The following is a 26,367-nucleotide window of genomic DNA, read 5'->3' on the forward strand; positions in this document are numbered from 1 at the left end:
GGAAAGACTTTCCCGGCACTCCGGAGGTCAAAGCGCCAGCATGTGGTTGTCCCAGGAGATGCCCGGCACGAAGGCGAGGGATTGCGCCCGTGTGCCGGGGTCTTCGGCAAGGCTGAGGCCGCCGTTGCCGTCGGAGACGAGGAAGCCATGCTCATCGATGGCGGCAAGGCCGCAGCCGTCGGTGATGCTATCCAGCCCAAGCAATGCGCCGCTGTCTGCGGCCATATAGAGAATGCGTCCGCCACGCGGGCAGGACAGCGCCACCACATCGCCGCTGGCATTCACGGAAACCGAGCCGATGTAATTGTCGAGCTGGGCCAGAACCTCGTTCTGCAACGGTATCAGTTCCATTTTCCGCTCCCGTTCCAGCCGCACGACCAGCTGCGGAAAACGGCTCTTATCGCCCTCGAACTGGCCGCCCACCCACACCTGCCCGCGCCCGTCCAGCGCCATGTGGCGGAGCGAGAGCTGATGCAGATCCTTGTCCAGTTCATGCTGAGCCAGCAATGCGCCGGTAGCTGCATCGAGATAGACGATGGAGGGCTTCATGGTATCAACATTGAGCATCTCGCGGCCGGTGACCGGATGGGTGTCGATGCCGCCATTGGCGATCACCAGCACACGGCCATGTTCCGCCAGCAGAATGTCATGCGGGCCAACGCCATGGGTCTCGAACTCGCCGATGCGCTTCAGGGTTTCGCCGCTGGCATCATAGACGCCGACTCGCCCCTGCGTTTCCTCACCCACCGTGCCGAAGGCGTTCTCGACCGCATAAAGCAGCCGCCCGTCAGCCGAAAAGACGCCATGGCCATAGTAGTGGCGCCCGGGCTCGGCTTCCGTCAGCTGCGGCGGGGTTTCCCCGCTCCGGTCAATCACCATGATGAACTGGCCCGGGCGGCGGGCGAAGGCGGCCAGCTTGCGGCCGTCCGGCGACAGGGCCACGCCATGGCCGCGTGCGGGCAGCGGCACCTCCATCACGTCCCGGCCATCGGCTGTCAGGATGGCGACCGCATGGCTGCCGTCCGCATTGCGCCGGGCGCTGGCAAACAGCGGCTCATCCAGATCCGCGCCAAGGAGCTTGACCGCGGCTTCTGCGGGCAAGATCGTCAGCGCGGTGGCGGTTGTCAGGCCAAGACCGGCCAGAAACCGCCTGCGGTTCAACACCAGTGCATCAGTCGCCGTCCAGCGCATTGAAGCCTCCGGTCATATTGAGCGACCCGGCCAGATTGAGCGCAACGAGATCGCGCAAGCCCTTCAGCGAAATCAGCATGTCCGACAAGGCCTTGTAGCCTTCGGGCGTCTTCACCGTTTCGCGCATGGGCTCGCCTGCACGGGCGAGTGCCTTGAGTGAATTGGAAACCTCGAATTCAAGGCTCGCGGCAATCCACTCGCCTTCGCTGTCCACGCCCTTTGCATAGTTCGAGGCGCGGATGAAATCGCGGATGCCGGTCAGTTCGCTGGCGATATAGGCCTGTCCGAAATTGGCGCGGGAGAAGGGAATGCGGTTGGGCTTTGCCGATGCCGGATCATTGCCCAGCGCTGGGCCAAAAGCGGGGATAACATCCTGATCGCGCACGATCACCAGCCCGGTGACCAGCGCATTGAACAGGGTTTCGGCGGCTTCCTTGCTGCTGCGGAAGCGTGGGTTGTCAGGCCCTGCGGCTTCAAGCTGGCCACTGAACCCGTCCGGCGCCTCCCAAAGGGCCGCAACTTCGCCGGAGAGCTGCGCCAGATTGACGGCGAGCGCCTGCGCATAGGCGCAGGCATAGACGCCCGCCTCATCCGTGCCGCCCAGCGTCACCTGGCCGTTGTCATCAAAGGCCGCCAGCTGCAGCGCCGTCAGCCCCTGCACGGCCACGCTCTTGGCGGCAAGACTTTCAGGGGTGGTGGCGCTGGCATCGCGCTCTGCCACCAGCTTGCGGATCTGCCGCTGCGCCACGCCGCGCGCATCGGGCAGGAAGGCGATACGTTCCAGCCGGCTTTCTTCCGCCAGCGGGCCATAGCGCAGGAAACTGATCCGGCCAAAGGCTGCCACGGCAACCCCATAGGCGACGCGGAACTCATCCGCCGTCTCCGTGCCGGGGCTCTTGCAGGCGTCCTCGACAGCCGTGGGCAGGCGCTTGGCAGCATTGGCAAAGGCACGGGTCTCCGGCCGGATATAGCCCTCGACCGCCCCTTTCACATAATCCGCATAGCCGGTCTTCTCCTGCGCATGCAGAGGCAGAAGGGTGCTGGCAAAGGCAAGGGCAAGACAGGCAATGCGGCGCATCAAAGAGACTCCAGAAAACGGATCAGAGCCGCCCGGTCCTCCGGCGGCATGGCCGCCACCGCATCGCGTGCGGCCTGGGCCTCGCCGCCATGCCAGAGCACGGCCTCCAGCAGCGAGCGGGCACGCCCGTCGTGGAGGAAACGGGTGTGGCCGCTGACTGTCTGCGTCAGACCAATACCCCAAAGCGGGGCCGTCCGCCATTCGCGGCCATTGGCATCCCCATCCGGGCGGTTGTCCGCCAGCCCCTCGCCCATGTCATGCAGCAGCAGATCGGTATAGGGCCAGATCAGTTGGAAACTGTGCGCCGGGTTTTTCGCGTCCTTGCGGGTGACGAATTTCGGCACGTGGCAGGAGGCGCAGCCGGTGCCATAGAACACCTCCTTGCCCTTCAGCACCTCCGGATCAGCCATGTCCCGCCGGGCCGGAACGGCAAGGTTCTCCGAATAGAAGGTGACAAGATCCATCACCGGGTCCGGCGCTTCCGTCTTGCCCAGCCGGCCCTGCTCGCCCGTGGGCAGGGACCGGCAGGCCGTCTGCGCCGGCGTGCAATCGCCGTAAGGGTCCGGATGCTCCGGCGTCGAAATACCAATGTCGCCCGAAAAGGCCGCAGCGCTCTGCGCCCGCACATCCGGCATCGTGGCCTTCCAGCCGAAACGGCCGGGCACAAGCGCGCCGCTTGCAGGATCCCGCACAAGGTTGAGACGGCCGGAGATGCCGTTGCCATCTGCATCGTCCGGGTCGGCAAGGGCTTCGAGATCCGCCGGGTGGATCGCCTCCAGCAGGCCAAGCCCGATCATCTGCGGCGCCACACGGGGTGAGATCATCGTGTCCGGCCGCATCGGGCCATAGGCAAGGTTCGCCGCCTCATAGAGCGGCTTCTGCAAGACAACCGTTTCGCCGCCAGACAGTGCCACGGGCAGATCCTCGTAAGTGATCCGCAGTTCCCCTTCAGGGGCAAGGCCCTGTACGGCGAAGGTCTGAAACTGGCCGCCATAGACAGGCTCCGGCAGCGTGGCCATCTGCCGGTCTGCCAATGCCTGCCGCTCCTCTTCCGTCACCGGCGGCACGGACAGCCGCAGGAAAAGGGAGACAGCAGGCTCTCCCGGCGCGGGCGGCGCACCGCGTCCATCCTTCAGATGGCAGCCCTGGCAGGAGCGGGCATTGTAAAGTGGCCCCAGCCCGTCCGAGGCTTGCGTGGAGGACGGCGCAGAGACCCAGAACTTGCGGAAGATGCCGTTGCCGACCCGGAAGGTCTGCTGTTCCTCGAAACTGAGATTGGCCGAGGGATGGGAAAAGGCATCCCGGTTGATACGCTTGCGCGAAGTGGCAGCCCCGCCCGGCATGTCCTCGAATGGCTCGGGCGCGGCAAAACTGTCAGGAGCGGCCAGCACTTTGGCCGCCTTCTCCCGGTCAGCCTGCGTCAGGTCATCACGGTGATCTAGCGGACTTGCCTGAGCGGCCGCAACACTTGCACCGGTAAGAAGACAGATACCGGCCACAAGCCGGACCGGAGCCGCAAAACGCCTCCATCGGAAGAAAATCATGCTGTTCCCCTGGCTGTTCAGGAAAGATCAGCCACACCCCTCTGCAGCACCACAGTTTATTCCGGGAAGTCAGGCTTCAAAACCTAAACGTGAGGCCGCAGCCCCCTCTCCCCCCTTGAGGGGGAGATGTCTGCGCCAGCAGACAGAGGGGGGGTACCAGCGCCTCAGTTCGGCATCACTTCCCGAATGATCTGACAGGCCGTTACCCCCCTCTGCCCCCTGCCGGGGGCATCTCCCCCTCAAGGGGGGAGAGGAGCTGGTGCCTGAACGATAGTCCGGAAAGGGGAAAACATCCCCTTCCCGCTGTCGCGTCCAGTCCGTCCTTACTGGAACACAGCACCCGGATTGTCCAGGCTGTCGGAGCCCTCGAAGGCGATGGATTCAAGGCCCAGCACGGCAACGGCACGTTCGATCGACTTGGTCTGATCGATCAGGCTGTCCACGGCAGCCTGCACGACGGCATTGCCCTCTGCGTTGCCTTCACCGATCATCTGGTCATAGGCCTCGACCGTTTCAGCGCGGGTCTTGAGCTTGTCGAACGCGGCGAGGGATGCATCAAGCTTGCCCTTCAGCTCGTCCGCCACGGCCTTGTCCTTCTCCGCCACCAGATCCGCCAGCGACGGGCCGGAGACCTTGGTGCCATCCAGCCGGGTGTAGGTGCCGAAATAGACATTCCGGATGCCCACCACATCATTGTAATGCGACATGTGGGTGTTGTCGGAGAAGCAGTCATGCTCCTCTTCCGGATCGTGCAGCATGAGGCCAAGCTTCATGCGCTCGCCTGCCAGTTCGCCGTAGGAGAGCGACCCCATGCCGGTGAAGATGGTGGCCAGACCGCCGGCCTCGCCCTTGGCGGCCAGTTCTTCGCGCGCCGCACCGCCTGGAGCCCAGGCAGCCGCCATTTCTTCCAGATCCGAGATCAACAGATCAGTGGCCGCCTGAAGATACTGGATACGCCGCTCGCAATTGCCGCCGGTGCAGTTGGCCGGATCAAAATCCGTGGCCGGTCGGTTGCCCGCGCCGGGGCCCGTGCCATTGAGGTCCTGCCCCCAGAGCAGGAACTCGATGGCGTGGTAGCCGGTCGCCACATTGGCCTCGACACCTCCAGCCTCCTGAAGCTTTTCCGACAGAAGCTCCGGCGTGATCACCGTGGCGTCGATCTCCTCGCCATTCAGCTGCAGCTTCGGATTGGCAATGACATTGGCGGCGTAGAGGGCATTTTCCTCCGAACTGTCGCCGTAGGACACGTCCACATAGTCGATCAGCCCCTCGTCCAGCGGCCAGGCATTCACCTTGCCTTCCCAGTCATCGACAATGGCATTGCCGAAGCGGTAGGCTTCCGTCTGCTGATACGGGTTGCGGGCAGCAATCCAGGCCTTGCGGGCGGCAGCCAGCGTTTCTTCATCCGGCTTGGCAATCAGCGCATCAACGGCGGCTTTCAGCGCCTTGGCGGAGGTGACGGAATCCGCATAGGCCGCAGCAGCAACATCCTGATAGGTCGCCAGAATATCAGCCGGTTTCACGTCCGCCGCATGGGCGGAAAAAGAGGCAGGAAGAGCCATCATCGCAGTGGCTGCGAACAGGATGGCTTTGAATGAACGGGTCATGGGGCAATCTCCCTGGGCATCGGACGGCCCCAGCGCCGCCCGGTGACTGCCCGGCAGAAATGTCCCGTATCTGGTGGAAGAGGGGCACGCGCCTGCGGCAGGTCTCGGCGGACAAGACAATTCCTGAACGTTTGTGTCAAGTTACAAAACAGCGCAGGCAGCGGTGCAAACGGACAACACCTCACGCGCTTGTGGCCAAAAGTCAGGTTTTCGGGTGGTTTTTCCGCCACGTTCTCACCTATATCTCAGGGAAGATACGGATATCCGGTGGCGAGAACCCAGAACCGCTGCGGTTAACGGGTCCCGCGCCCAAGACTTCAGGACGGATGATTTTATGCTCGATGCTTTCAAGCGCTTCATCAAGGACGTTACCTTTGGCGACAGCGACAATCTGACTTTCGCCGAAGATGATCACCGGCTGGCCGTCGCCGCTCTTCTCGTCCATGTCATCAGCGTGGATGGTGAAGTCGATGACGTGGAGAAGGCCAAGCTCACGGCGATTCTGAAGACCCATTATTCGCTGAATGACAGCGAAACGGCGGAGCTTGTGGCCCTTGCGACGGACAAGGACAACGAGGCCGTCGACATGTACGGCTTCACCTCCGTCCTGAAGCGCAAGCTGGAGGAGGACGAACGCCAGAAGATCATCGAACTGATGTGGCAGCTTGTCTATGCGGACGGGCATGTGCACGAATTCGAGGACAACACCATCTGGCGCGTCTCGGAATTGCTCGGCGTCTCCTCGCGTGACCGGATCGCCCTGCGCCAGAAAGTCGCCCGCGAGCAGGGACAGCCGGAAACGGAGTGATCCGGCAACTGCCTGATTTCAGGGCGTATTGCTCTGGATTAGCGCTCGACGCCGGGCCGGTTGCAACGTTATCGTGACACCATGAATCCTGACCCTGCTTCCCCGCACCGGCCGCGCATCCTGATCGTCCTGCATCAGGAAACCTCGTCGCCCGGCCGTGTGGGGCAGGAACTGGTGAAGCGCGGCTTTGCGCTGGACATCCGCCGCCCGCGCTTCGGCGACACGCTTCCCCACACGATGGAGCATCACGCAGGCGCCGTCATCTTCGGCGGGCCGATGAGTGCCAACGACCCCGATGCCTTCGTTCACCGGGAGATCGACTGGATCGGCGTGCCTCTCGCAGAGCAGAAGCCCTATCTCGGCATCTGCCTTGGCGCACAGATGATGGTGAAGCATCTGGGCGGCAAGGTCGGCGCTCATCCGCAGGACCTGGTCGAGATCGGCTACTATCCGCTGCATCCGACAGAAACCGGCAAATCGCTGATGCATTGGCCATCGAAGGTGTACCAATGGCACCGGGAAGGCTTCGAGCTGCCGCGCGGGGCCGATCTTCTGGCTTCGGGCGATACCTATCCCAATCAGGCCATCCGTGCCGGACCGGCCGCCTATGGCATCCAGTTCCACCCGGAACTCACCCACGCCATGATGGTGCGCTGGACCACCAAGGGCGCTCCCCGCATGTCCCTGCCCGGCGCGCAAGGCCGTCAGGACCATTTCGCCGGCCGCTACATCTTCGACCACGCCTTGCGCAAATGGCTGGACGACTTCCTCGACATCTGGATCGGGCGGGCGAAGTAAGACCTCACCACGGCCAGACGCTTATGAGCACGCGGATGCTCATGGCAAAGCACACGATGACAGTGACCGGACGAATGATCCTTGCTCCGCCCCGGAAAGCAAAGTGGGCGCCGAGATAGGCACCGGCCATCTGCCCCAGCACCATGACGCCGCCTGCCACCCAGGCGATCTGGCCGAAGAGAATGAAATAGAACAAGGCGCCCAGATTGCTCGTCAGGTTGAACAGCTTGGCATGGGCTGTGGCATTGCGGATGGTCATGCCGCGCAGAAGCACCAGAGACGTGGAGCTGAAAGACCCGGTACCCGGCCCGAAGAAGCCGTCATAAAAGCCGAGGGCGGGTGCGGCCGTCACCGCATAGCGCTCGGCGCTCATGCGCGGCGCCCGCTCTTCATCAAGGTTCCTGGCGAAGAAGAGGAAATAGAGGCCGATCGACACCAGCAGCACGGGGATGAACAGCACCAGCAGCTCCGCATTGATCTGCTGCAGCACCCAGCCGCCGAAGATGGAGCCCAGCGATATGGCGATGATGGGCAGGATGTTTGCCCGCACCGACACCATGCCCCGGCTGATGAAATAGGTGGCTGCCGTCAGCGTGCCGGAACTGCCCTGCAGCTTGTTGGTCGCCAGCGCCGTTGCCGGCGGCAGGCCCGCCAGCAGCAGCGCGGGGATGGTGATCAGCCCGCCGCCGCCTGCAATCGCATCGATCCAGCCAGCCATGAGAGCGGCAAGAAACAGGAGGCCGAGAACCTCATAGGACAGTTCCATGGAAGAGCACCGGAAGGGGCTGGCGTCCTGCCGTCTCATGTAAGGCGGCGGAACGGACCAGCATCTGGGAATGAGACGCTTGCGATGCCACGGAATACGAGGGCTGGCAAGGGCGGTTTGCGAGGCTGAACACGTTGAAGCGAAAAGGGGAGACCAAAGCCTCCCCTTGCGCATTTCCTGTCTGACGCTGCACTCAGGCCTTGAACACCACCAGCAGATCCTTGGCGTCGATCTGGCTTCCGGGGGTGACAAGCACTTCGGAGACCACACCGTCGCGCTCGGCATGAAGCGCGGTTTCCATCTTCATGGCTTCGATGGACAAGAGCACGTCACCGGCCTTGACCTCCTGCCCTGCCGCTATGGCAACGGTGGAGATGACGCCCGGCATCGGCGCGCCCACGTGGGTCTCATTACCGGCCTCGGCCTTGCGGCGGGCGGCATTGCCTGCGGCGCCATGGGCCCGGTCCGGCACCTTGATGATGCGGGGCTGGCCGTTCAGCTCGAAGAACACCTTCTTCTCGCCCTGCTCATCCGTTTCGCCCACCGCCTGGCAGCGGACCACCAGCGTCTTGCCCGGCTCCAGCTCGACGAGGATTTCCTCGCCCACCTCAAGCCCGTAGAAATAGACCGGCGTCGGCAGCACCGAGGTCGGGCCGTACTGGCTCTGCGCCTTGGCAAAGTCGGTGTAGACCTTCGGGTACATGAGATAGGAGGCCAGATCCATGTCGCCGATCTCAAGCCCGGTCTTTTCGGCTGCTTCCTTGCGGCGGGCTTCCAGATCCTCCTGCTTCAGCAGCGAGCCGGGGCGGACGGTGATGGGCGTATCGCCCTTCAGCACCTTGGCCTGCAGCGCCTGCGGCCAGCCGGCCGGGGGCTGCCCCAGATCGCCGCGCAGCATCTGCACCACGGAATCGGGGAAGGCCACATCCTTGGACGGGTCTACCACATCAGCCACAGTCAGGCCCTGGCTGACCATCATCAGCGCCATGTCGCCGACCACCTTGGACGACGGCGTGACCTTGACGATATCGCCGAACATCATGTTGGCATCGGCATAGGCCTGCGCCACTTCGTGCCAACGGGTTTCAAGGCCAAGCGAGCGGGCCTGTTCCTTGAGATTGGTGAACTGGCCGCCCGGCATCTCGTGCAGATAGACTTCGGAGGCCGGTCCCTTGAGGTCGCTTTCAAAGGCCGCATACTGGCCGCGCACCGCTTCCCAGTAGAAGGAAATGCGGCGGATGGCCTCTGCCGAAAGCCCCGGATCGCGGTCCGAGCCCTTCAGCGCCTCGACGATGGAGCCAAGGCAGGGCTGCGAGGTGTTGCCGGAGAAGGCATCCATCGCCGCGTCAATGGCATCAACGCCCGCATCCACCGCCGCCAGCACCGTGGCAGCGGAGACGCCGGAGGTGTCATGCGTGTGGAAGTGGATCGGAATGCCGATTTCTTCCTTCAGCGCCTTGAACAGGATGCGCGCGGCCGCAGGCTTCAGCAGGCCCGCCATGTCCTTGACGCCAAGGATATGCGCGCCCGCCTTTTCCAGCTCCTTGGCGAGGCTGACATAGTACTTGAGGTCATACTGCGGCCTTGCGCTGTCGAGCAGATCGCCCGTGTAGCACAGCGCACCCTCGCAGAGCTTGTCCGTCTCCAGCACGGCGTCGATTGAGACGCGCATGTTCTCCACCCAGTTGAGGCAGTCGAACACGCGGAACAGATCAACACCGTTCTGCGCCGCCTGATGCACGAAGAAGCGCACCACATTGTCCGGATAGTTGGTGTAGCCAACGCCGTTGGAGCCGCGCAGCAGCATCTGCAGCAGAATATTCGGCGCCTTCTGGCGGATCAGGCGCAGACGCTCCCACGGATCTTCCGTCAGGAAGCGCATGGCCACGTCAAAGGTCGCCCCGCCCCAGCATTCCAGCGACAGAAGCTGCGGCAGACCGGTGGCATAAGCATCGGTGATGGCGGCAATGTCGTGGGTGCGCACGCGGGTGGCCAGCAGCGACTGGTGTCCATCACGCATGGTGGTGTCGGTCACCAGCACCTGCGGCTGCGCCTTCATCCAGTTTGCAAAGCCCTTCGGCCCCAGCTGTTCCAGCAGCTGGCGGGTACCGTCGGGCTTTACATTGCCGAACTCCGGCACGACGGGGGCTGCCGCTTCCCGGCCGGGGCGCGGGCGCGAGCGGGTTTCCGGGTGGCCGTTGACGGAGACATCGGCGATGTAGGTCAGCAGCTTGGTGGCGCGGTCCTGGCGCTTCACCTGAGCAAACAGCTCAGGCGTGCCGTCAATAAACCGCGTCGTGTAGTTGTTGGCGCGGAAGTCCGGGTGGCCGATGATGTTCTCAAGGAACACAAGATTGGTCGCCACGCCGCGGATGCGGAATTCGCGCAGGGCGCGCTCCATGCGCTTGCAGGCTTCCTCGGCGCTGGGGGCCCAGGCCGTCACCTTTTCCAGCAGCGGATCGTAGAAGCGGGTGATCACCGCGCCCGAATAGGCCGTACCGCCATCGAGGCGGATGCCGAAACCGGTCGCGCCGCGATAGGCTGTGATGCGGCCATAATCGGGGATGAAGTTCTGTTCCGGATCTTCGGTGGTGATGCGGCACTGCAGCGCATGGCCGTTGAGCCGCACATCTCCCTGCCCCGGAACACCGCTCGCCTCAGTGCCAATGGCGGCCCCGCCAGCGATACGGATCTGCGCCTTGACGATGTCGATGCCGGTCACCTGTTCGGTCACCGTATGCTCCACCTGCACGCGCGGGTTCACCTCGATGAAGTAGATGGCGCCCGTGTCCGAATCCATCAGAAACTCGACCGTGCCGGCCCCGCAGTAGTTCACCGCCTGGCCGATCTTCAGGCCATAGCCGCACAGTTCCTGCCGCTGTGCCTCGGAGAGATACGGCGCAGGCGCACGTTCCACCACCTTCTGGTGACGGCGCTGGATGGAGCAGTCACGCTCGAACAGATGCACCAGGTTGCCGTGCGAATCGCCAAGAATCTGCACTTCCACATGGCGGGCGCGCTCGACCAGTTTTTCCAGATAGATCTCGTCCTTGCCGAAGGCAGCCATGGCCTCGCGCTTGGCGGCGACCACCTCGCGCACCAGCGTGGCCTCGTCGCGGATGACGCGCATGCCGCGCCCGCCGCCGCCCCATGAGGCCTTGAGCATCACCGGATAGCCGATGCCGGCCGCCTGACGCTTGATCTCCTCAATGTCATCGGGCAGCGGATCGGTGGCCGGCATGACGGGCACCCCCGCCTCGATGGCAAGGTTGCGCGCCGCCACCTTGTTGCCAAGCCGGCGCATGGTCTCGGGCTGCGGACCGATGAAGATGATACCGTTCTGGGCGCAGGCCTCGGCAAATTCCGGGCTCTCCGACAGGAAGCCATAGCCGGGGTGGATGGCATCGGCGCCCGAGAGTTTGGCAACCCGGATGATTTCGTCGATGGACAGATAGGCCTCGATCGGGCCCAGGCCCTTGCCGGCCTGATAAGCCTCGTCGGCCTTGAAGCGGTGCAGCGCCAGTTTGTCCTGTTCGGCAAAGATGGCGACGGTTTTCAGCCCAAGCTCATTCGCGGCGCGGAACACGCGGATGGCGATTTCAGATCTGTTAGCAACGAGAATCTTACGGATGGCCAAGCCCATACCTCCCCAATATGAAAGCGTATGAGTCATACAAAGGGATGAGGGTAAAGAAAAGAGCCAGCACCCTTGACCTATTCGCATCAGCCGCCTCAACAATCAACTGACCCAGAATGGGACATATTTCTTTATATTTTTGGCGGTTAAATTGGTTGCCGGGAACAACCACCCTTTTCCATTTCCGCTATGTCGTGGGCCAGACGTCTGAACACTACCAGCTGTCGTACGAACAAAACAAAAACGCATGGCGGATAGCGATTCGTGCATGAGTCGTTCCGCATTGGTGCTGAACCTTGCCGTGAGGCTCCTGAAAATTGCTGATCCGTTTAACCGTATCTGCACACTTGTCTGAACTTGACACGATTCCGCGAAACACCACCCCGCACGCCCTAAATCCTTGACCAGATTCACGATTTCGTGGCTACCCCCTCGCCGGAAACCACATGTCGTAGGGAACAAAAACAGACTCGGAGCTTGTCTGCGATTCGATCAGCCTTTGTTCCAGACTCGTTCCTTTGCCCGGATTCGCTGCCCCGATTCAGCCATGGCGCCGCGTTAGAACCGGGGCCGAAAATCGTGAGGGACAGGGGGAAGACCCTATGCTAGACAGCCTTCCGCACGCCCTGACCTTTGTGAGGGCCAAGACACCCGGCCGAACGAAGCACTCCGCGCGATGCCTCCGATCCAGATCATGACCTTGCCGCCGGCCGCCCGGTCCAGAACCGTTACGGCGGTGCTGGGCCCGACCAACACCGGCAAGACCCATCTCGCCATCGAGCGGATGCTGGCCCAGCCCTCCGGCCTCATCGGCCTGCCGCTGCGGCTGCTGGCGCGCGAGGTCTATGGCCGTCTGGTGGAGCGCGCAGGCGAGGCAGCCGTTGCCCTGATCACGGGCGAAGAGAAGATCGTCCCCAAGGCGCCGCGCTTCTGGGTTTCGACGGTCGAGGCGATGCCGCTCGATCTCAACACCGAATTTGTCGCCATCGACGAGGTGCAGCTGGCCGCCGACATGGAGCGTGGCCACGTCTTCACCAACCGCATCCTGAACCTGCGCGGCCGCTCCGAAACGCTGCTGCTGGGCTCTGCGACCGCCCGTCCTCTCCTGGAAAAGCTCATTCCCGGCCTCAATGTGGTGACACGGCCGCGCATGTCGGTGCTGACCTATGCAGGCTCCAAGAAGATTTCGCGCCTGCCGGCCCGTTCCGCCGTCGTCGCCTTCTCCTCCAGCGAGGTCTATGCGATTGCCGAGCTGATCCGCCGCCAGCGCGGCGGCGCGGCGGTGGTGCTGGGCTCGCTCAGCCCGCGCACCCGCAACGCGCAGGTAGAGCTGTTCCAGAACGGCGACGTGGACTATCTGATCGCCACCGACGCCATCGGCATGGGCCTCAATCTGGATGTGGACCACATCGCCTTTGCGGGGAACCGCAAGTTCGACGGCTATCAATACCGCAATCTCAGCCCCGCCGAGATGGGCCAGATCGCCGGGCGCGCCGGGCGCCACATGCGCGATGGCTCCTTCGGCGTGACAGGCCGTGTCGATCCGTTGTCCGATGATCTCGTGGAAATGATCGAAAGCCACCGGTTCGATGCACTGAAAGTTTTCCAGTGGCGCAACACGCAGCTCGATTTCACGTCGATTTCCAGCCTGCGTGACACACTGGACGTGCCTCCGCGTGAAGACGGACTGGCCCGTGCGCCAGCCGCCGACGACGCGCAGGCCCTCGAATATGCCGCAAAGGATCACGGCATCCGCGACATGGCGTCCTCCCCCTCGCGGGTGGCGCTGCTCTGGGATATCTGCCAGGTGCCGGACTATCGAAAGATCGCCCCGGCTAACCACGGAGACCTGCTTATCCACCTATACACGTTGCTCGTGCGCAACGGGGTGGTCGATGAAGACTGGTTTCAGCGTCAAGTGGCTTTCGCAGACAGGGTGGATGGTGATATCGACACTCTTGCGAACCGGATTGCGCACATCCGCACCTGGACTTTCGTGGCAAACCGTGCCGAATGGCTGAAGGACCCTGTTCACTGGCAGGGCGTCACCCGAGGCATTGAAGACAGACTGTCGGACGCCCTTCATGACCGTTTGACCCAACGGTTCGTGGACAGGCGGACAAGCGTATTGATGAGACGTTTGAGAGAGAACGCCATGTTGGAAGCGGAAATCACGCAGACTGGGGACGTCCTTGTGGAGGGCCAGCATATCGGCCGCCTGCAGGGGTTCCGGTTCGCGCCGGATGCGGTTGCGGACAGCCCGGAAGGGAAGGCCGTACGCGCAGCAGCCCAGAAGGCTCTGGCCAGCGAGATCGAAGCCCGTTCCGACCGGCTCTCGCGCGCACCCAATGAAGATTTCGTCCTGAGCACGGACGGCACCATCCGCTGGCAGGGCGAACCTGTCGCCCGTCTCACCGCCGGTGACGACGCGCTGGTGCCCGGCTTTGTGCTTCTGGCAGACGAACACCTGACCGGCCCTGCCCGTGACCGGGTGCAGGCCCGCGTTGACCTTTGGGTCAAGGCCCATGTCGGAACGCTGCTGAAGCCGCTGATCGACCTGAAGGACGCCGAAGGGCTGGAAGGCCTTGCCCGTGGCATCGCTTACCGCATCTATGAAGCGCTCGGCATTCTGGAGCGCCAGGATGTGGCCAATGATGTGCGCCAGCTCGATCAGGACATGCGCGCGTCGCTGCGCAAGCTGGGTGTCCGCTTCGGCGCCTACAACATCTATGTCCCGGCCCTGCTGAAGCCGGCGCCGAGCCAGCTTCTGGCCCAGCTCTGGGCGCTGAAGCACGGCACGCCGGACATGCCCGGCCTCGTGGAGCTGCCGCAGCTGTCCGCCTCGGGCCGCACTTCCATCACCGTAGATCCGCAGATCGACAAGGCGCTTTACAAGGTTGTCGGCTTCCGCGTCTGCGGCCCGCGCGCCGTGCGCGTCGACATTCTGGAGCGTCTGGCGGACCTCATCCGCCCGCTCATCGCGTGGAAGCCGCTGGACTCCAGCGTCACCCCGCCCGATGGCGCCATTGCCCAGGGCGGCGGTTTCACCGTCACCGTGGCCATGACCTCGCTGCTGGGCTGCGCGGGCGATGACTTCACGGAAATCCTGAAGTCCCTCGGCTACCGCAACGAAAAGCGCGAGATCGAGCGTCCGGTGGCTGCCGTTGCCGTGACAGAAGCTGCTCCTGCAGCTGCCGCCACAGACGAAGCGGCCCCGGCAGAAGCGGCAGCTGCGCCGGAAGAAACCGCAGCCGAAGCTCCGGCAGAGGCAGAAGCCACCGCAGAACCGGTTGCAGCCGAGGCAGAGGCAGAGACGGCTGACGCCGGCGAAGCTGCCGCAGCCGTTGCCACCGAAACCGTCACCATCGACGTCTGGCGCCCGGGCCGCATCGGCGGGCGTCCGCGTCAGGGCGGCGAAGCCGGCGAGCGCCGTGGTGGTGACCGCGGCGAGCGCGGTGACCGCAACAAAGGCGGCCGCGGCCGTCCGCAGCAGGGCAAGCGCGGCGAAGGCGAAGGCTCTGAAGGCGGACGCAACCGCTCCGGCGGCGAACACCGTGGAAACCGTGACGGCAACCGCGAAGGCCGCCGTGATGACCGGCGCGACGACCGCCGCGAAGGCGGCAAGGGCGGCAAGCCGCATCATCAGGGCCAGAATCAGGGTGGCCAGCGTGACCGGGCGCCGCGCCCGGAAAAGCCGATTGATCCGAACTCGCCCTTCGCAGCCCTGCTGGCTCTGAAGGCCAACATGGAAAAAGGCAAGTCCTGAGCGCCAAAGGCACATCAGACACGGCCCCGCATGCGGGGCCGTCCGCCTCGCAGCGGATCGACAAATGGCTCTGGTTTGCCAGGGTGACGAAATCCCGCACCCTGGCCCAGAAACTGGCCACCGGCGGTCATGTGCGCGTCAACCGCGAGAAGATTGACAGTGCCAGCAAGGCCGTCCGCATTGGGGATGTGCTGACCATCACGCTGGAACGGCGGGTTGTTGTGCTGGAAATTGCAGGTCTCGGCACCCGGCGCGGCCCTGCCCCGGAAGCCCAGCTGCTCTACAAGGACCTGACCCCGCCGCCCGCACCGCGCGCGGATGTGCCCCCTGCCCCGGCGCAGCGGGATCCCGGATCGGGCCGCCCCACCAAACGCGACCGGCGCCGCATGGACGCTTTTCACTCCGGCCTCGATGATCCGGAGTAAGTTGATCCCCTGACAGGCAAAAGGACGCATGCCCTTTTCTTTTCGCACGCCCTTCCTGCCCTTACTGTGCTTGCCACAAAGGGGCAAAAGCGGTAGGCAACGGCCCTGAAACGGGAAGCAGGCTCTGCAGGTCCGCCGTAGCTGAGGGAGACGGCACGAGGACCGGCTGATACCGCCAGCGCCATCAAGAGGAACGCGATGACCTACGTCGTCACTGACAACTGCATCAAGTGCAAGTACACCGACTGTGTCGAAGTCTGTCCGGTCGATTGTTTCTATGAGGGCGAGAACATGCTCGTCATCAATCCGGACGAATGCATCGACTGCGGCGTGTGCGAGCCCGAGTGCCCGGCCGAGGCCATTCTGCCGGATACCGAGCCCGGCCTTGAGAAGTGGATCGAGCTCAACGCCGAATATGCGGCAAAGTGGCCCAACATCACCGAGAAGAAGGATGCCCTTCCCGAGGCACCCGAGTTTGACGGCATCAAGAACAAGCTGGAAACGCACTTCTCGCCCAACGGTCCAGACGGCGCCTGAGCCATCGCAAGGCTTGATGCGTCAGCATCCCTCAGCCTTGGCAAAAGCGCGAAATCCTTGACCTGAAGCATGGCGGAAGCCTGCCGGTTACGATACGGAAGCAAGTTGCCAGAGCGGCCGGCATAACACCCGGTCGCTTTCTGCTTTGGTTTTTTGCGTTTTTGTGATAGGTTGTTCAAGTAGTCGTCGCAGTCTTGGTTCACCCCCTCCCCCTGGAGGTTTTTTTATGGTCGCAGTCCACCGCTGGATCGTGCGCGAGATCAAGTTTCTCCGCAGCCATGCACATGTGAAATGCGGCCCGTTCGAACCGGCGAGCACCGGCGGCTGACCACCCAAGACGTACAGACAGGTCCGGTGCTCATGCGTGAGCAGGTTCCGGTCCGGTTTGCGTTACCACAGGAACAACGGTCCGCCCCGTGGCGGCCCGGTACGGCTCATTCAGCCGTAACTGCGCAGGAGTTACGAAGCGTATGGCAACCCCCACCAAGAAGACCGCGCAGCGTCAGGGCTTCAAGACTGGCGAACATATCGTTTATCCCGCTCACGGTGTCGGCCAGATCACGGCCATCGAAGAGCAGAGCGTTGCGGGTTATGCGCTGGAACTGCTGGTCATCAGCTTCGAGAAGGACAAGATGACCCTGCGTGTCCCCGTCGCCAAGATCGCTTCGGTCGGCATGCGCAAGCTGGCGGATGCCGCTGCTGTGAAGAAGGCTCTGGAGACCGTTCGCGGCCGCCCGCGCGTCAAGCGCACCATGTGGAGCCGCCGCGCCCAGGAATACGAAGCCAAGATCAACTCCGGCGACCTGCTGGCCATTGCCGAAGTCGTGCGCGATCTCTACCGCTCCGACGCCCAGCCGGAACAGTCCTATTCCGAGCGCCAGCTCTATGAAGCAGCGCTGGACCGGATGGCCCGCGAAATCGCGGCCGTGAACAAGTGCTCCGAGACGGAAGCCGTCAAGCAGATCGAACAGAACCTTGCCAAGACCCCGGCCCGCGCCAAGAGCGCAGACGAGGAAGAAGGCGAGCAGGAAGAAGAAGCCGCCTGAACAGGCTGCATCTTTTCACGATCAGGAAGGGCGTCCGGCGCAAGCCGTGCGCCCTTTTTCCTTTTTCTGCCCTCAGTGGAGCCATTGTCTTGTGAGACGCTGCAGCCACGTTTCCGTGATGTGCCTGCGTCAGAATGTGTCAGAGAACCGTGCCGGCAGACCGCGCAAGAGCTGACCCGGCCCCAAAAGCCAATTTGAGACAAAGGGTTACTCCTCGACCGGGAAAGACCCGAAGATTTCAGACTGCCGTAGCAGCAGTCACCGGCCGCCCCGCCCGCAGCAAACCGGGCGAAAACGCTGATCTGGACCGCCGTGACTGGCGTAACATGTCCGACAAGCAACAGGGAGCCTGCCATCATGAGCACATCGATGAGCACCCGGCGCCAGATCGTCAAGGCCGCCATCAACGCGCCGTACCTTAGCCGTGAGGAAGAACAGCAGCTCGCCATCAAATGGCGGGATGAGCAGGATCAGGCATCGCTGGACCGCCTGTCCCTCTCGCATATGCGTCTCGTGATCGCCGTGGCCGCCCGCTTCCGCAACTTTGGCCTGCCCATGAATGACATGATCCAGGAGGGCCATGTGGGCCTGCTGGAAGCCGCAGGCCGGTTCGAGCCGGAGCGGGACGTTCGCTTCTCCACCTATGCGACCTGGTGGATCCGCGCTTCCATCCAGGACTACATCCTGCGCAACTGGTCCATCGTGCGCGGGGGAACCTCCTCGACGCAGAAGTCGCTTTTCTTCAACCTGCGCCGTCTGCGCGCCAAGATCAGCGCCGAACAGCAGGGCATCAACGAAAGCGAGATGCACCGGCAGATCGCCGAGACCATCGGCGTGAAGATTGCCGACGTGGATATGATGAGCGCCCGCCTCTCGGGGCCCGACACATCGCTCAACGCGCCCCTGTCAGACACGGAAGGCAGCAGCGCCGACCGGCAGGACTTCCTCGTCTCCGATGCGCCGCTTCCCGATGAAGTGGTGAGCGGCGAGATCGATGGCGAACGCCAGCGCAAGTGGCTGCGCTCCGCCATGAATGTGCTGACCGAGCGCGAGCGCCAGATCGTGCGCGAGCGGCGCCTGAAGGAAGAAAGCGCCACGCTGGAGGCCATTGGCCAGACCATGGGCATCTCCAAGGAACGCGTCCGCCAGATCGAGAACAGGGCCCTGGAGAAGCTGAAGGAAGCCCTGCTCAAGGCCCAGCCGGACCGTCTCGCCCTGATGCCGTGAGGCGCGCGCGGAGGTCACCCTCTACCTGCCAGCCAAGCCTGTCATCCCCGCGCAGGCGGGGATCCAGTACTCTCTGAAGCCGTTACGGCGAAGAAAGGGAGTACTTGATCCCGGTCCTGCCCCTGCGCGGCAAACCGGGATGACACCGGATAAGGCATTGAAAGCCAAAGAGGATGAGCTCCCGCTGCAGCACGGTTTCAGGCTCAGCTCAACCCCGCGTCAATCCACCACCAGCTTCACCGACGTCCCTGCCGGGATCTCGTCATCCGGGCGGAAGCCGTTCAGCACCGAGAAGAACTCCAGCCGGCGGGACGGTTCGATGCCGCTCATACCGATGGCAAGGCTGCGCGGCGTATCGCCATCGCGGCTCTGCACCACCTTGATGCGCAGCGACTGCAGCCGCGCCCGCTCTGTCGGAGACAGCTGGCGGAAGCTCTGGATCGTCTGGTCATAGTCGCGGGTGAAAGCCCCGCCCGGATCCCGGCTGGCGAAGATGAAACGGTAGCCATTGCGGCCAATGCGTACCACGGCAATGCGGAATGACCAGCCTTGCGTAATCGCCGAACCGACCACGGCCGGCAAGCCATTGATGGTTGTTTCCTTGACGCTGTCGGGAATGAGGCCGTTGATCCAGCCCGCATTCATGTAGCTGCGCAGGCTGTCATAGCCGGTCAGATCCGCCCCGTCGAAGCGCATGGCCGTGCCCGAGCCATTGCTGGCAAGCACGGCCTCCGGCGAGTTTTCCAGCACATAGCCGGCCGGCACCGAGAAGCCGATGCCAAGCGCCTTGTGCAGGAAGTCACGCCCGCGCACGAAGCCCTCCAGCGGATCATCGCCAAACAGCATCCCGTCGATGTTCGACAGGTAGGCCGTGCGGTCCCGTTCGCCGATGCCCGGCGCGCTGATGGCACGCGCCTCCTGTACCGCAAGGTTCATGCGCTCCGGCGTGCTCGGATGCGAGGAAATGAAGTCTGGCGCGGAGGAGCCTTCCTTGCGGGCGCTCTGCAGCGCCGCAAAGGCCGACATGGAATTGAGGAAGCGGGCAGCTGCAAACGGATCAAACCCGGCACGGGCCAGCGTGCGCACGCCGATCTTGTCCGCTTCCAGCTCCTGCGCCTGCGAGAAGCGGGCGAAGGACAGCTGCGAGGAAATCACCGCCTCCTTCACCTTCTCGGGATCCTTCACCACATTGCTGACAACGCGGTTCGCAAGCTCCGTCGCTTCTGCCTTCTGCTGGCGCTGGATGGCATGGTTGGCCGTCACGTGCGCCATTTCGTGGGCCAGCACGGCAGCTGCCTCGGACGTGTCATTGGCAAGCGCCAGCAGACCGCGGGTGATGTAAAGATAACCGCCCGGCAGGGCGAAGGCATTCACCGCCGGAGAATTCAGGATGGTGATGCGATAGCTCTGGCTCGGATCATCAGAGGCGGCCACAAGACGCCCGACGACAGCCGCAATCGCCCGCTCCGCACCGGGGTTCTGGTAGACGCCGCCATAGGTCGCCACCACACGCGGATGCTCGCGCGCACCGATATCTGCCGCAAGGCCCGGCCGCAGCGTGCCAGGCGCCACGACGCCCACAGAAGCCGAGTTGCCGCCCAGCATCTGGCAGCCCGCGAGACTGGCCATCAGGCCTGCCGTCAGCAGGGTGCGGAGCGCCTTGCGCACCGGAGTAGACTGGTTCTTCACTGGCACTGTTCCAACCGGCAATTCATTCACCGCCCGACACTCTGTCCCTGGCAAAAGCTTCAATCTGAACCGGATCGGCGATTTCGAGCATCGGCCCGTTCCTGTCCTGCAAAATTCCCCTTACCCGGACCCAACGCCCTTCCAGCGCCTCCGGCGGCACGCCTTTGGCGGCCAGTTCGGCATCCAGCCGGGTATCAATTGTGACTGTGAAATCCGAAGACCAATGACGGCCAAAATTCAGATAGCGAGTCTTGCCGCTTTTTCCAAGAGATACAACAGGTCCTTCAACGATCGTGAAGAGCCCTGTACGCTCCAAAAGCCCGGCCAGATCGCCCGAGCGCAACCGCACCCCCTCGCCCCAGTCCGCCCCAAGCTTCTTTCGTGCAACGCTTTCGCGAAGCTGGAGTTCCCTCAGGCACTCAGAGGAAATGGCCGGCGCCGCATTTCCGCGGGCCTTCACGGGCGGCAGAACGAAGGCAAAACCATCGGAAAGAAGCCGGCCCTGCAGCCACCCGCCAGGAGCATCCACCTGGGCAGCGCGGCGGCCCCAGCGGTCTTCCGGCCCCAGATCACGCACTGTCAGCCCCGTGCCGGGCGCCAGCATGTCCCGCAAGGCATCGCGGCCCGGCTGAGCCAGCCAGACGCCCGCCAGCACGATCCTGCGGCCATCCTCAAGGGTAAGCTCGCCAGCGTCGGATATGGAAGCAAGACGAACGGCCTCGGCCTTTTCTGCGCTGCCGTGGCAGACCAGTTCGGAGGGAAGACCGGCGGCCTGCGCCCGTGCAGCGGGCATGGCAAAGGGCGGAAGAACCAGCCCGAGCCCGCACAAAAAGGCAGCGCCACCCGCCCTGCCCCAAAGGCCTCTTGCCCTGCGCATCACAGAACTTGCCTGCATTCACCCTCCAGCCAGCGGAAACCACCTGCCCGAACCGCCAAAGCCGCAAAGGCCCGGCAAGCCACAGCCAGGTGAGGAACATCCCGGTCTGGCACCCCTGTCGCATAGGGGATGATTGCGGCTCATAAATGGCGGAAAAGGCACAAGATTTAAGCGCATTGCAGCTTCACCCGCAATTCACACCCACCGCAGCAGCCCCCCTGACAATGGATTGTCAACAGGGCGCCGCCACCGCATTTCCCGCCACACACACTCTCGCCCTCGCCCGCAAATCATGCTATGCGCATTCCCGGCTGGTCCCGTAGCTCAGCAGGATAGAGCATCAGATTCCTAATCTGAGGGTCACAGGTTCGAATCCTGTCGGGATCACCATTTTTTCAGACAATTCAGGTTTTTGTTGCCTGCACTGCATCAGCCGCAGAATTCCTGGAACTTGCAGATTCAGATGGTAGGTTCTGCGCACTATGCAGACCCTCACAGACATCTGCGCTATTTGCTTCTGCTCTTTTTGCTGCGTGCCGCAAAAAAATCGCCAAATGCTCCAATTCTTGGCGACTCCAAAACAAGAACGAAAAAAATAAAATAAAAGCCAAAAAGCAAACAACAACAATATTATTATACAAATCGCCAATTCGAGAGAAATCAATAAAAATTCTAACCCCAAAATAACTAGAAAATCGATCAAAAAAGATAAAAGCAGTAAACAAAAAAGAGCCACGTCGAAATAAAGACATAAAAGAATTAATTCTTTTTATTGAAGATTCGACAATATCTATATGCAATTCTATTGATGATTTAGAAAATATACTAACAAAAGAGATAAATTTCTCAACCGCCAAAGCATCTCCAATAGTACCATCAAGAACTTGACTTGGAATATCTTCAAGAAACCTCAAAAACCGCTTAAACGTTAAAACAGAAAGACAAAAAACAAGAACGGCCGAAAATGCAAGAGAAATCACGAATGAAAAATAGTAAAAACTACCCAGATCTGTGTCGACCCCGAATTTAAGCGCAAACAACAACAATAAAATTGCAAACAAAAAAGAAACAAATGCAAAAAAATTTAAGTAATCAACCTTCCCCTTTGGGGACCTAGAGCGAAGAAACTGATAAATAAGTTCTGACAATTCTGAAAAATCAGACGCCTGATTATTTTTCACAATTTACCCCATGCAAATATGGCGATATTTTTTTCCTATATATTGCCAATCTAGGAAATATGGAACTTCCTTCAAACATGCGACAGCATCGCGTATTCTTATCCGTGCAACTCTCACCTTCACTCAAGTCCCCGCCTTGTCCGATGCAAACAGGGCGTCGAGGATGACCATGTTCTGGATGGCACGTTCAAAGCCGTACGGAACAGCTCTTCCCAACGGCTTGGATAGGGTGTGTTCAGGGGCATTCAAGCAGCACAAGGCAACTGGTATCCCGCCAGTTCTTGAAAGCCTCTTGCAACAGAGGTCACCTTGTCTTCAGAGAGATTCATCTCTGCGACAAAAGCCCTTTGCAACTCGGGCCGGACCTCCGAAAAAAAAGAGAACGCCTGCATGTGGAAAGCAGTGACGCTGGTCATGTCCGAAATGGCAACGGCCAGTTCGCATGCAGTGACCTTCACACCATAGGGTGCGTTTACAGTTCCGAGGATCTTGTCAGCCACGCTCATCTCTCGACACCACAATCAAGCAGGTCTTCCATCACTACGTACAGTAGAGATTAGCTCACACTGACAAAAAATCAAAGAACCCGGGCAAACCTGACGCCCGCCCGGGCTTCTCAAGCTCACACCTTCACCCAAGCTTCCGCCTTGTCCGATGCAAACAGGGCGTCGAGGATGACCATGTTCTGGATGGCGTCTTCGGGGCCGTAGGGGAACGGGGCTTCGCCGAGGATGGCGCGGCCGAAGGCGTCCATGAGTTCGGCGTACTGATCGGCAGGCTCAACCTCGACGCGCTGTGCGGCGGCATCGGCGAATTGTGAGCCATCATCCAGCAGCAGGGTAACGGCCCCGCCCTGCGGGGCGTTGTAGGGGATGGTGATTTCCAGACGCTTCTTCGTGCCCACGAGCTGCAGGCGCTGATAGGGCGCAAGCTGGGTGGCGACGGTGAAATCGAGACGGCGGCCGCCGCCAAAGTCCAGAATGCCGCTGGAAAGGCGGTCCGTGCCGAATGCCGGGTCCCGGTCGATCATCGACATGACGCGGACGGGCTCTGCCTCGAAGAAAAAGCGGCCGGCCACCATCGGATAGCAGCCGATATCCAGCAGCGCACCGCCGCCGATGTCCGCCCGGTTGCGGATGTTGTCCGGGTCGGCATTGAAATAGCTGAAGAAGGACTGGATGGCCCGCAGCTCGCCCAGCTCGCCGGAGCGGACGATCTCGCGCGCCTTCAGCCACTGCGGGTGCCAGCGCACCATGAAGCCTTCGGCCACCAGCGGGCCGGACTTCGGCAGGGTGAGCAGCTGGCGCGCCTCTTCGGCATTGAGCGCCATCGGCTTTTCGCACAGAACGTGCTTGCCCGCCCGGGCGGCCTCAAGGGTCAGCGGCACATGCAGGTGGTTCGGCAGCGGATTGTAGATGGCGTCGATGTTCGGGTCCGCCAGCAGCGCCTCATAGCTGCCGTGCGCCACCTGAATGCCGAGCTGGTCTGCGGTCTCCTGCGCCTTGGCCGCATCGCGCGAGGCAATGGCGACCAGCGAGCCGGTGCGGGAGGCGCGGATACCGGGAATCACCTTCTCACGAGCAATCTTTGCGGTGGACAGGACACCCCAGCGGATGGGCCGTGAAACCAGAGACATGAGTTACGCTCCTCAACGTATGGAAAGCCGTTCCTCCGGCAGCTGCGGAGGAACGGAAAGACGGGAGCGGCAGATTGTCAGGCTTTGCTGCAGAAGGCCAGAGTCATGAGCTAAAAACCTGACCAGACTGCGTCTCACTCTCAGTAACGCTTTGGCACGTAAAGCTCTTCCGGCAGTGTCATGCGCTCGTAGTCCGGGTTGAACACCCGGTCCGGCAACTTCACCGGATCATGCGGGATCTCTTCGTAAGGCACCATGGACAGAAGGTGCGAGATGCAGTTGAGCCGCGCCGCCTTCTTGTCATTGCCTTCAACGATGAACCAGGGCGCCTCGGGAATGTTGGTGCGGGCGAAGGTCTCTTCCTTGGCCTTGGTATAGGCCTCCCAGCGCACCCGCGACTGCAGGTCCATGGGCGACAGTTTCCACTGCTTCAGCGGATCATGGATGCGCATCAGGAAGCGAAGCTGCTGCTCCTGATCCGTGATGGAGAACCAGTATTTCACCAGCTTGACGCCAGAACGCACCAGCATGCGCTCGAACTCGGGCACGTCGTGGTAGAACTCCTCCACCTGATCATGGCTGGCAAAGCCCATGACACGCTCGACGCCGGAGCGGTTGTACCAGGAGCGGTCGAACAGCACCATTTCGCCGGCGGCCGGCAGATGCGGCACGTAGCGCTGGAAGTACCACTGGCTCCTTTCACGCTCGGTCGGGGCGGGCAGCGCCACGACACGGGCCACGCGCGGGTTGAGCCGCTGGGTGATGCGCTTGATCACGCCGCCCTTGCCGGCCGCATCACGGCCTTCAAAAATGACGACCAGCTTGTAGCCGGTGTGCTGCACCCAGTCCTGCATCTTCACAAGCTCGGCCTGAAGGCGCAGCAACTCGTGGAAATAGACCTGCCGCTCCACCGTGGACTTGTGCTTCAGATCGGAAATGAAGGCGAGTTCACGGGCCAGTTCCGGCGACATGAGCTGGTCATCGATCTCCATTTCCAGCTCTTCATCCAGGCTGTCCAGCCACTCCGCCTGCGCCCAGCTGATATCCCGATTGTCGTCCATGACCGTCCCGTCTCCAGATCCGGCGGCTGCGCCGCCCCTTGATGCCGGCAAACTACACGCAGTTTGCGACAGATTGCCGAAGGTCCCGGATTCATGTGGTGATTTTTATGGGCGGCGAAAGATGAGCCGGGAACGGAAACGGGCGGCAAAGCTGCGTCAGCAGCCCTGACACTGCAGCCCAATGGGCTCCGGAATCCGCCACACCCCTTTGTCATCCTCGCGGAGGCGAGGATCCAGTAGCCCCGCTATTCGCATCTTTGGCACAGGGCGTACTGGATTCCGGTCTTGCCGCTGCGCGTCAAACCGGAATGACAGCGGGAAACACCCCGCCACTGGAAACGGGCGGCAAAGCGCCGCCCGTTCTGACTGTGTGAGCCGGTTGCCGGATCAGAGCTTGTCGGTCACCACGGTGGTGGTGGCGCCGGAAGGCTCCTTGGTGATCACGGGGTCGGAGCCGCCGGAGAGCAGCGACTTCACGGTGCGCTCGTAAGCCTCCATGTCGAGCTTGCCGTCGGATCCATCCACCAGCTTCACCACTTCGCCAACCATGCGCTTCTGGTGCTTTTCGGTCTGGGCACCGGTCGCATCGTTTTCCAGAACGATCTCGGCGGCTTCATCCGGGTTCTCGGCCGCATAGGCCCAGCCCTTCATGGACGCACGCACGAAGCGGGCGTATTTATCCACCATGGCCGGATCGTTCAGGCTGGCTTCCATCACATAGAGCCCGTCTTCCAGCGTGGCGACGCCCTGGTCCTCATACTTGAAAACCACCAGATCATCCGCCGGAATGCCGGCGTCGATCACCTGCCAGTATTCATTGTAGGTCATGGTGGAGATGCAGTCGGCCTGCTTCTGCAGCAGCGGATCCACGTTGAAGCCCTGCTTCAGCACAGTGACACCATCGGCACCACCTGCCGTGGGCATCTTCAGCTGGCTCATCCACGACAGGAACGGATATTCGTTACCGAAGAACCAGACCCCCAGCGTGCGGCCCTTGAAATCCTCGGGAGAGGTGATGCCGGTTTCCTTGCGGCAGGTCAGCATCATGCCGGATTTTTTGAACGGCTGGGCGATGTTGACGAGCGGCACACCCTTTTCACGCGAGGCGAGGGCAGAGGGCATCCAGTCGATGATGACGTCGGCACCGCCACCGGCGATCACCTGCGGCGGGGCAATGTCCGGGCCGCCCGGCTTGATGGTGACATCAAGGCCTTCAGCCTCGTAGAAGCCCTTGTCCTTGGCCACGTAGTAGCCTGCAAACTGGCCCTGCGTCACCCACTTGAGCTGCAGCGTCAGCTGATCCGCCGCATGGGCAGCGCCCGTGGTGAGGGCTCCTGCCAGCATGGTGGCGGCGGCGAGGGCCTTTACTGCGAAATGCGCCATTCCCCTTCTCCTCTTGCATGCCCGGAGCTGAGGCCCCGGTCTCTGGAAGTGTCATGCGGGAGCAGGCGTGGCGGCGTGAAGACGGCCAGCCGGTTGCCGGTGGCGCGTTC

Annotated in this window: 20 protein-coding genes and 1 tRNA gene; 8 read left to right on the plus strand and 13 right to left on the minus strand. The window is 62.2% G+C overall.

The genetic code is table 11. From position 1 onward, the window contains the following. Positions 1–27: 27 nt before the first annotated feature. The 4 genes from H163_RS0112540 to H163_RS0112555 all read right to left on the minus strand — a co-directional run bounded on the left by H163_RS0112540 (position 28) and on the right by H163_RS0112555 (position 5,420). Complete coding sequence (locus H163_RS0112540) at positions 28–1,191, minus strand: DUF1513 domain-containing protein (protein WP_019964935.1); 1,164 nt, start codon at positions 1,189–1,191, stop codon at positions 28–30. Beyond that, the gene (locus H163_RS0112545) at positions 1,172–2,269 is read right to left on the minus strand and encodes an imelysin family protein (protein ID WP_019964936.1); all 1,098 of its coding nucleotides are present in this window, start codon (positions 2,267–2,269) and stop codon (positions 1,172–1,174) included. Before H163_RS0112545 ends, H163_RS0112540 begins: the two co-directional genes overlap by 20 nt. Further along, on the minus strand, positions 2,269–3,813 hold the full coding sequence (locus tag H163_RS0112550; RefSeq protein WP_019964937.1) for a di-heme oxidoreductase family protein: 1,545 nt from the start codon (positions 3,811–3,813) through the stop codon (positions 2,269–2,271). The genes H163_RS0112545 and H163_RS0112550 overlap by 1 nt, the downstream gene beginning before the upstream one ends. A 323-nt stretch (positions 3,814–4,136) precedes the next feature. Then, positions 4,137–5,420: an imelysin family protein gene (locus H163_RS0112555; RefSeq protein ID WP_019964938.1), complete on the minus strand. Its 1,284-nt coding sequence runs from the start codon at positions 5,418–5,420 to the stop codon at positions 4,137–4,139. A 334-nt stretch (positions 5,421–5,754) separates the two neighbouring features. Here H163_RS0112555 and H163_RS0112560 point away from each other — a divergent pair, with 334 nt between their 5' ends. Next, positions 5,755–6,228, plus strand: a complete 474-nt coding sequence (locus tag H163_RS0112560; protein ID WP_019964939.1) for a tellurite resistance TerB family protein — start codon at positions 5,755–5,757, stop codon at positions 6,226–6,228. An 81-nt stretch (positions 6,229–6,309) separates the two neighbouring features. Further along, a complete protein-coding gene (locus tag H163_RS0112565) occupies positions 6,310–7,026 on the plus strand; it encodes a glutamine amidotransferase (protein ID WP_019964940.1) in 717 nt (238 codons plus the stop codon). A 4-nt stretch (positions 7,027–7,030) separates the two neighbouring features. Here H163_RS0112565 and H163_RS0112570 read toward each other — a convergent pair whose 3' ends face one another. Further along, complete coding sequence (locus H163_RS0112570; RefSeq protein WP_019964941.1) at positions 7,031–7,792, minus strand: TSUP family transporter; 762 nt, start codon at positions 7,790–7,792, stop codon at positions 7,031–7,033. A gap of 193 nt (positions 7,793–7,985) precedes the next feature. Further along, entirely contained in the window at positions 7,986–11,429 is a 3,444-nt protein-coding gene (pyc, locus tag H163_RS0112575; RefSeq protein WP_026355787.1) for a pyruvate carboxylase, read from the minus strand. Positions 11,430–12,123: 694 nt separating this feature from the next. Here pyc and H163_RS0112580 point away from each other — a divergent pair. The 5 genes from H163_RS0112580 to H163_RS0112605 all read left to right on the plus strand — a co-directional run bounded on the left by H163_RS0112580 (position 12,124) and on the right by H163_RS0112605 (position 18,430). Continuing rightward, positions 12,124–15,195, plus strand: a complete 3,072-nt coding sequence (locus H163_RS0112580; protein ID WP_040678819.1) for a helicase-related protein — start codon at positions 12,124–12,126, stop codon at positions 15,193–15,195. A 56-nt stretch (positions 15,196–15,251) separates the two neighbouring features. After that, on the plus strand, positions 15,252–15,620 hold the full coding sequence (locus H163_RS0112585) for an RNA-binding S4 domain-containing protein (protein ID WP_026355788.1): 369 nt from the start codon (positions 15,252–15,254) through the stop codon (positions 15,618–15,620). A 198-nt stretch (positions 15,621–15,818) separates the two neighbouring features. Then, entirely contained in the window at positions 15,819–16,157 is a 339-nt protein-coding gene (fdxA, locus tag H163_RS0112590) for a ferredoxin FdxA (protein ID WP_019964945.1), read from the plus strand. Between the two features lie 470 nt (positions 16,158–16,627). Next, positions 16,628–17,203: a CarD family transcriptional regulator gene (locus H163_RS0112600; protein ID WP_019964947.1), complete on the plus strand. Its 576-nt coding sequence runs from the start codon at positions 16,628–16,630 to the stop codon at positions 17,201–17,203. A gap of 357 nt (positions 17,204–17,560) precedes the next feature. After that, complete coding sequence (locus H163_RS0112605) at positions 17,561–18,430, plus strand: RNA polymerase factor sigma-32 (protein ID WP_026355789.1); 870 nt, start codon at positions 17,561–17,563, stop codon at positions 18,428–18,430. A gap of 219 nt (positions 18,431–18,649) precedes the next feature. Here the strand turns inward: H163_RS0112605 and H163_RS0112610 are convergent, their stop codons facing one another. Both H163_RS0112610 and H163_RS0112615 read right to left on the minus strand, forming a co-directional pair. Continuing rightward, a complete protein-coding gene (locus H163_RS0112610) occupies positions 18,650–20,119 on the minus strand; it encodes a M48 family metalloprotease (protein WP_208975389.1) in 1,470 nt (489 codons plus the stop codon). Positions 20,120–20,141: 22 nt separating this feature from the next. Further along, positions 20,142–21,014 (minus strand): hypothetical protein, encoded by an 873-nt coding sequence (locus tag H163_RS0112615; protein WP_147290460.1) that lies wholly within the window; start codon positions 21,012–21,014, stop codon positions 20,142–20,144. Between the two features lie 295 nt (positions 21,015–21,309). Here H163_RS0112615 and H163_RS0112620 point away from each other — a divergent pair. Further along, positions 21,310–21,386: transfer RNA gene (locus tag H163_RS0112620), tRNA-Arg, on the plus strand. A 14-nt stretch (positions 21,387–21,400) separates the two neighbouring features. Here the strand turns inward: H163_RS0112620 and H163_RS24390 are convergent. The 5 genes from H163_RS24390 to H163_RS0112640 all read right to left on the minus strand — a co-directional run bounded on the left by H163_RS24390 (position 21,401) and on the right by H163_RS0112640 (position 26,218). Then, positions 21,401–22,177, minus strand: a complete 777-nt coding sequence (locus H163_RS24390; protein ID WP_147290461.1) for a hypothetical protein — start codon at positions 22,175–22,177, stop codon at positions 21,401–21,403. Positions 22,178–22,422: 245 nt separating this feature from the next. Next, positions 22,423–22,683 carry a hypothetical protein gene (locus tag H163_RS0112625; protein ID WP_019964951.1) on the minus strand — a complete coding sequence of 87 codons (261 nt, stop codon included), beginning with the start codon at positions 22,681–22,683 and terminating at the stop codon, positions 22,423–22,425. Between the two features lie 116 nt (positions 22,684–22,799). After that, entirely contained in the window at positions 22,800–23,813 is a 1,014-nt protein-coding gene (locus H163_RS0112630) for a Gfo/Idh/MocA family protein (RefSeq protein WP_019964952.1), read from the minus strand. 140 nt (positions 23,814–23,953) lie between these two features. Further along, positions 23,954–24,874 carry a polyphosphate kinase 2 gene (gene ppk2 / locus H163_RS0112635; protein WP_019964953.1) on the minus strand — a complete coding sequence of 307 codons (921 nt, stop codon included), beginning with the start codon at positions 24,872–24,874 and terminating at the stop codon, positions 23,954–23,956. A 387-nt stretch (positions 24,875–25,261) separates the two neighbouring features. Then, the gene (locus H163_RS0112640; protein WP_208975395.1) at positions 25,262–26,218 is read right to left on the minus strand and encodes an ABC transporter substrate-binding protein; all 957 of its coding nucleotides are present in this window, start codon (positions 26,216–26,218) and stop codon (positions 25,262–25,264) included. Positions 26,219–26,367: the final 149 nt, after the last annotated feature.

The sequence above is a fragment of the Pannonibacter phragmitetus DSM 14782 genome, assembly GCF_000382365.1.
In the GTDB taxonomy this organism is placed as follows: Bacteria; Pseudomonadota; Alphaproteobacteria; order Rhizobiales; family Stappiaceae; genus Pannonibacter; species Pannonibacter phragmitetus.

Coding starts and splice junctions, on each gene's coding strand:
- H163_RS0112540 (WP_019964935.1), bottom strand. CDS start 1,191: ATGCGCTGGACGGCGACTGATGCACTGGTGTTGAACCGCAGGCGGTTT.
- H163_RS0112625 (WP_019964951.1), bottom strand. CDS start 22,683: ATGAGCGTGGCTGACAAGATCCTCGGAACTGTAAACGCACCCTATGGT.
- H163_RS0112605 (WP_026355789.1), top strand. CDS start 17,561: ATGAGCACATCGATGAGCACCCGGCGCCAGATCGTCAAGGCCGCCATC.
- H163_RS0112640 (WP_208975395.1), bottom strand. CDS start 26,218: ATGCTGGCAGGAGCCCTCACCACGGGCGCTGCCCATGCGGCGGATCAG.
- H163_RS0112545 (WP_019964936.1), bottom strand. CDS start 2,269: ATGCGCCGCATTGCCTGTCTTGCCCTTGCCTTTGCCAGCACCCTTCTG.
- ppk2 (WP_019964953.1), bottom strand. CDS start 24,874: ATGGACGACAATCGGGATATCAGCTGGGCGCAGGCGGAGTGGCTGGAC.
- H163_RS0112570 (WP_019964941.1), bottom strand. CDS start 7,792: ATGGAACTGTCCTATGAGGTTCTCGGCCTCCTGTTTCTTGCCGCTCTC.
- fdxA (WP_019964945.1), top strand. CDS start 15,819: ATGACCTACGTCGTCACTGACAACTGCATCAAGTGCAAGTACACCGAC.
- H163_RS0112580 (WP_040678819.1), top strand. CDS start 12,124: ATGACCTTGCCGCCGGCCGCCCGGTCCAGAACCGTTACGGCGGTGCTG.
- H163_RS0112565 (WP_019964940.1), top strand. CDS start 6,310: ATGAATCCTGACCCTGCTTCCCCGCACCGGCCGCGCATCCTGATCGTC.
- H163_RS0112615 (WP_147290460.1), bottom strand. CDS start 21,014: ATGCAGGCAAGTTCTGTGATGCGCAGGGCAAGAGGCCTTTGGGGCAGG.
- H163_RS0112555 (WP_019964938.1), bottom strand. CDS start 5,420: ATGACCCGTTCATTCAAAGCCATCCTGTTCGCAGCCACTGCGATGATG.
- H163_RS0112560 (WP_019964939.1), top strand. CDS start 5,755: ATGCTCGATGCTTTCAAGCGCTTCATCAAGGACGTTACCTTTGGCGAC.
- H163_RS0112550 (WP_019964937.1), bottom strand. CDS start 3,813: ATGATTTTCTTCCGATGGAGGCGTTTTGCGGCTCCGGTCCGGCTTGTG.
- H163_RS0112630 (WP_019964952.1), bottom strand. CDS start 23,813: ATGTCTCTGGTTTCACGGCCCATCCGCTGGGGTGTCCTGTCCACCGCA.
- H163_RS0112600 (WP_019964947.1), top strand. CDS start 16,628: ATGGCAACCCCCACCAAGAAGACCGCGCAGCGTCAGGGCTTCAAGACT.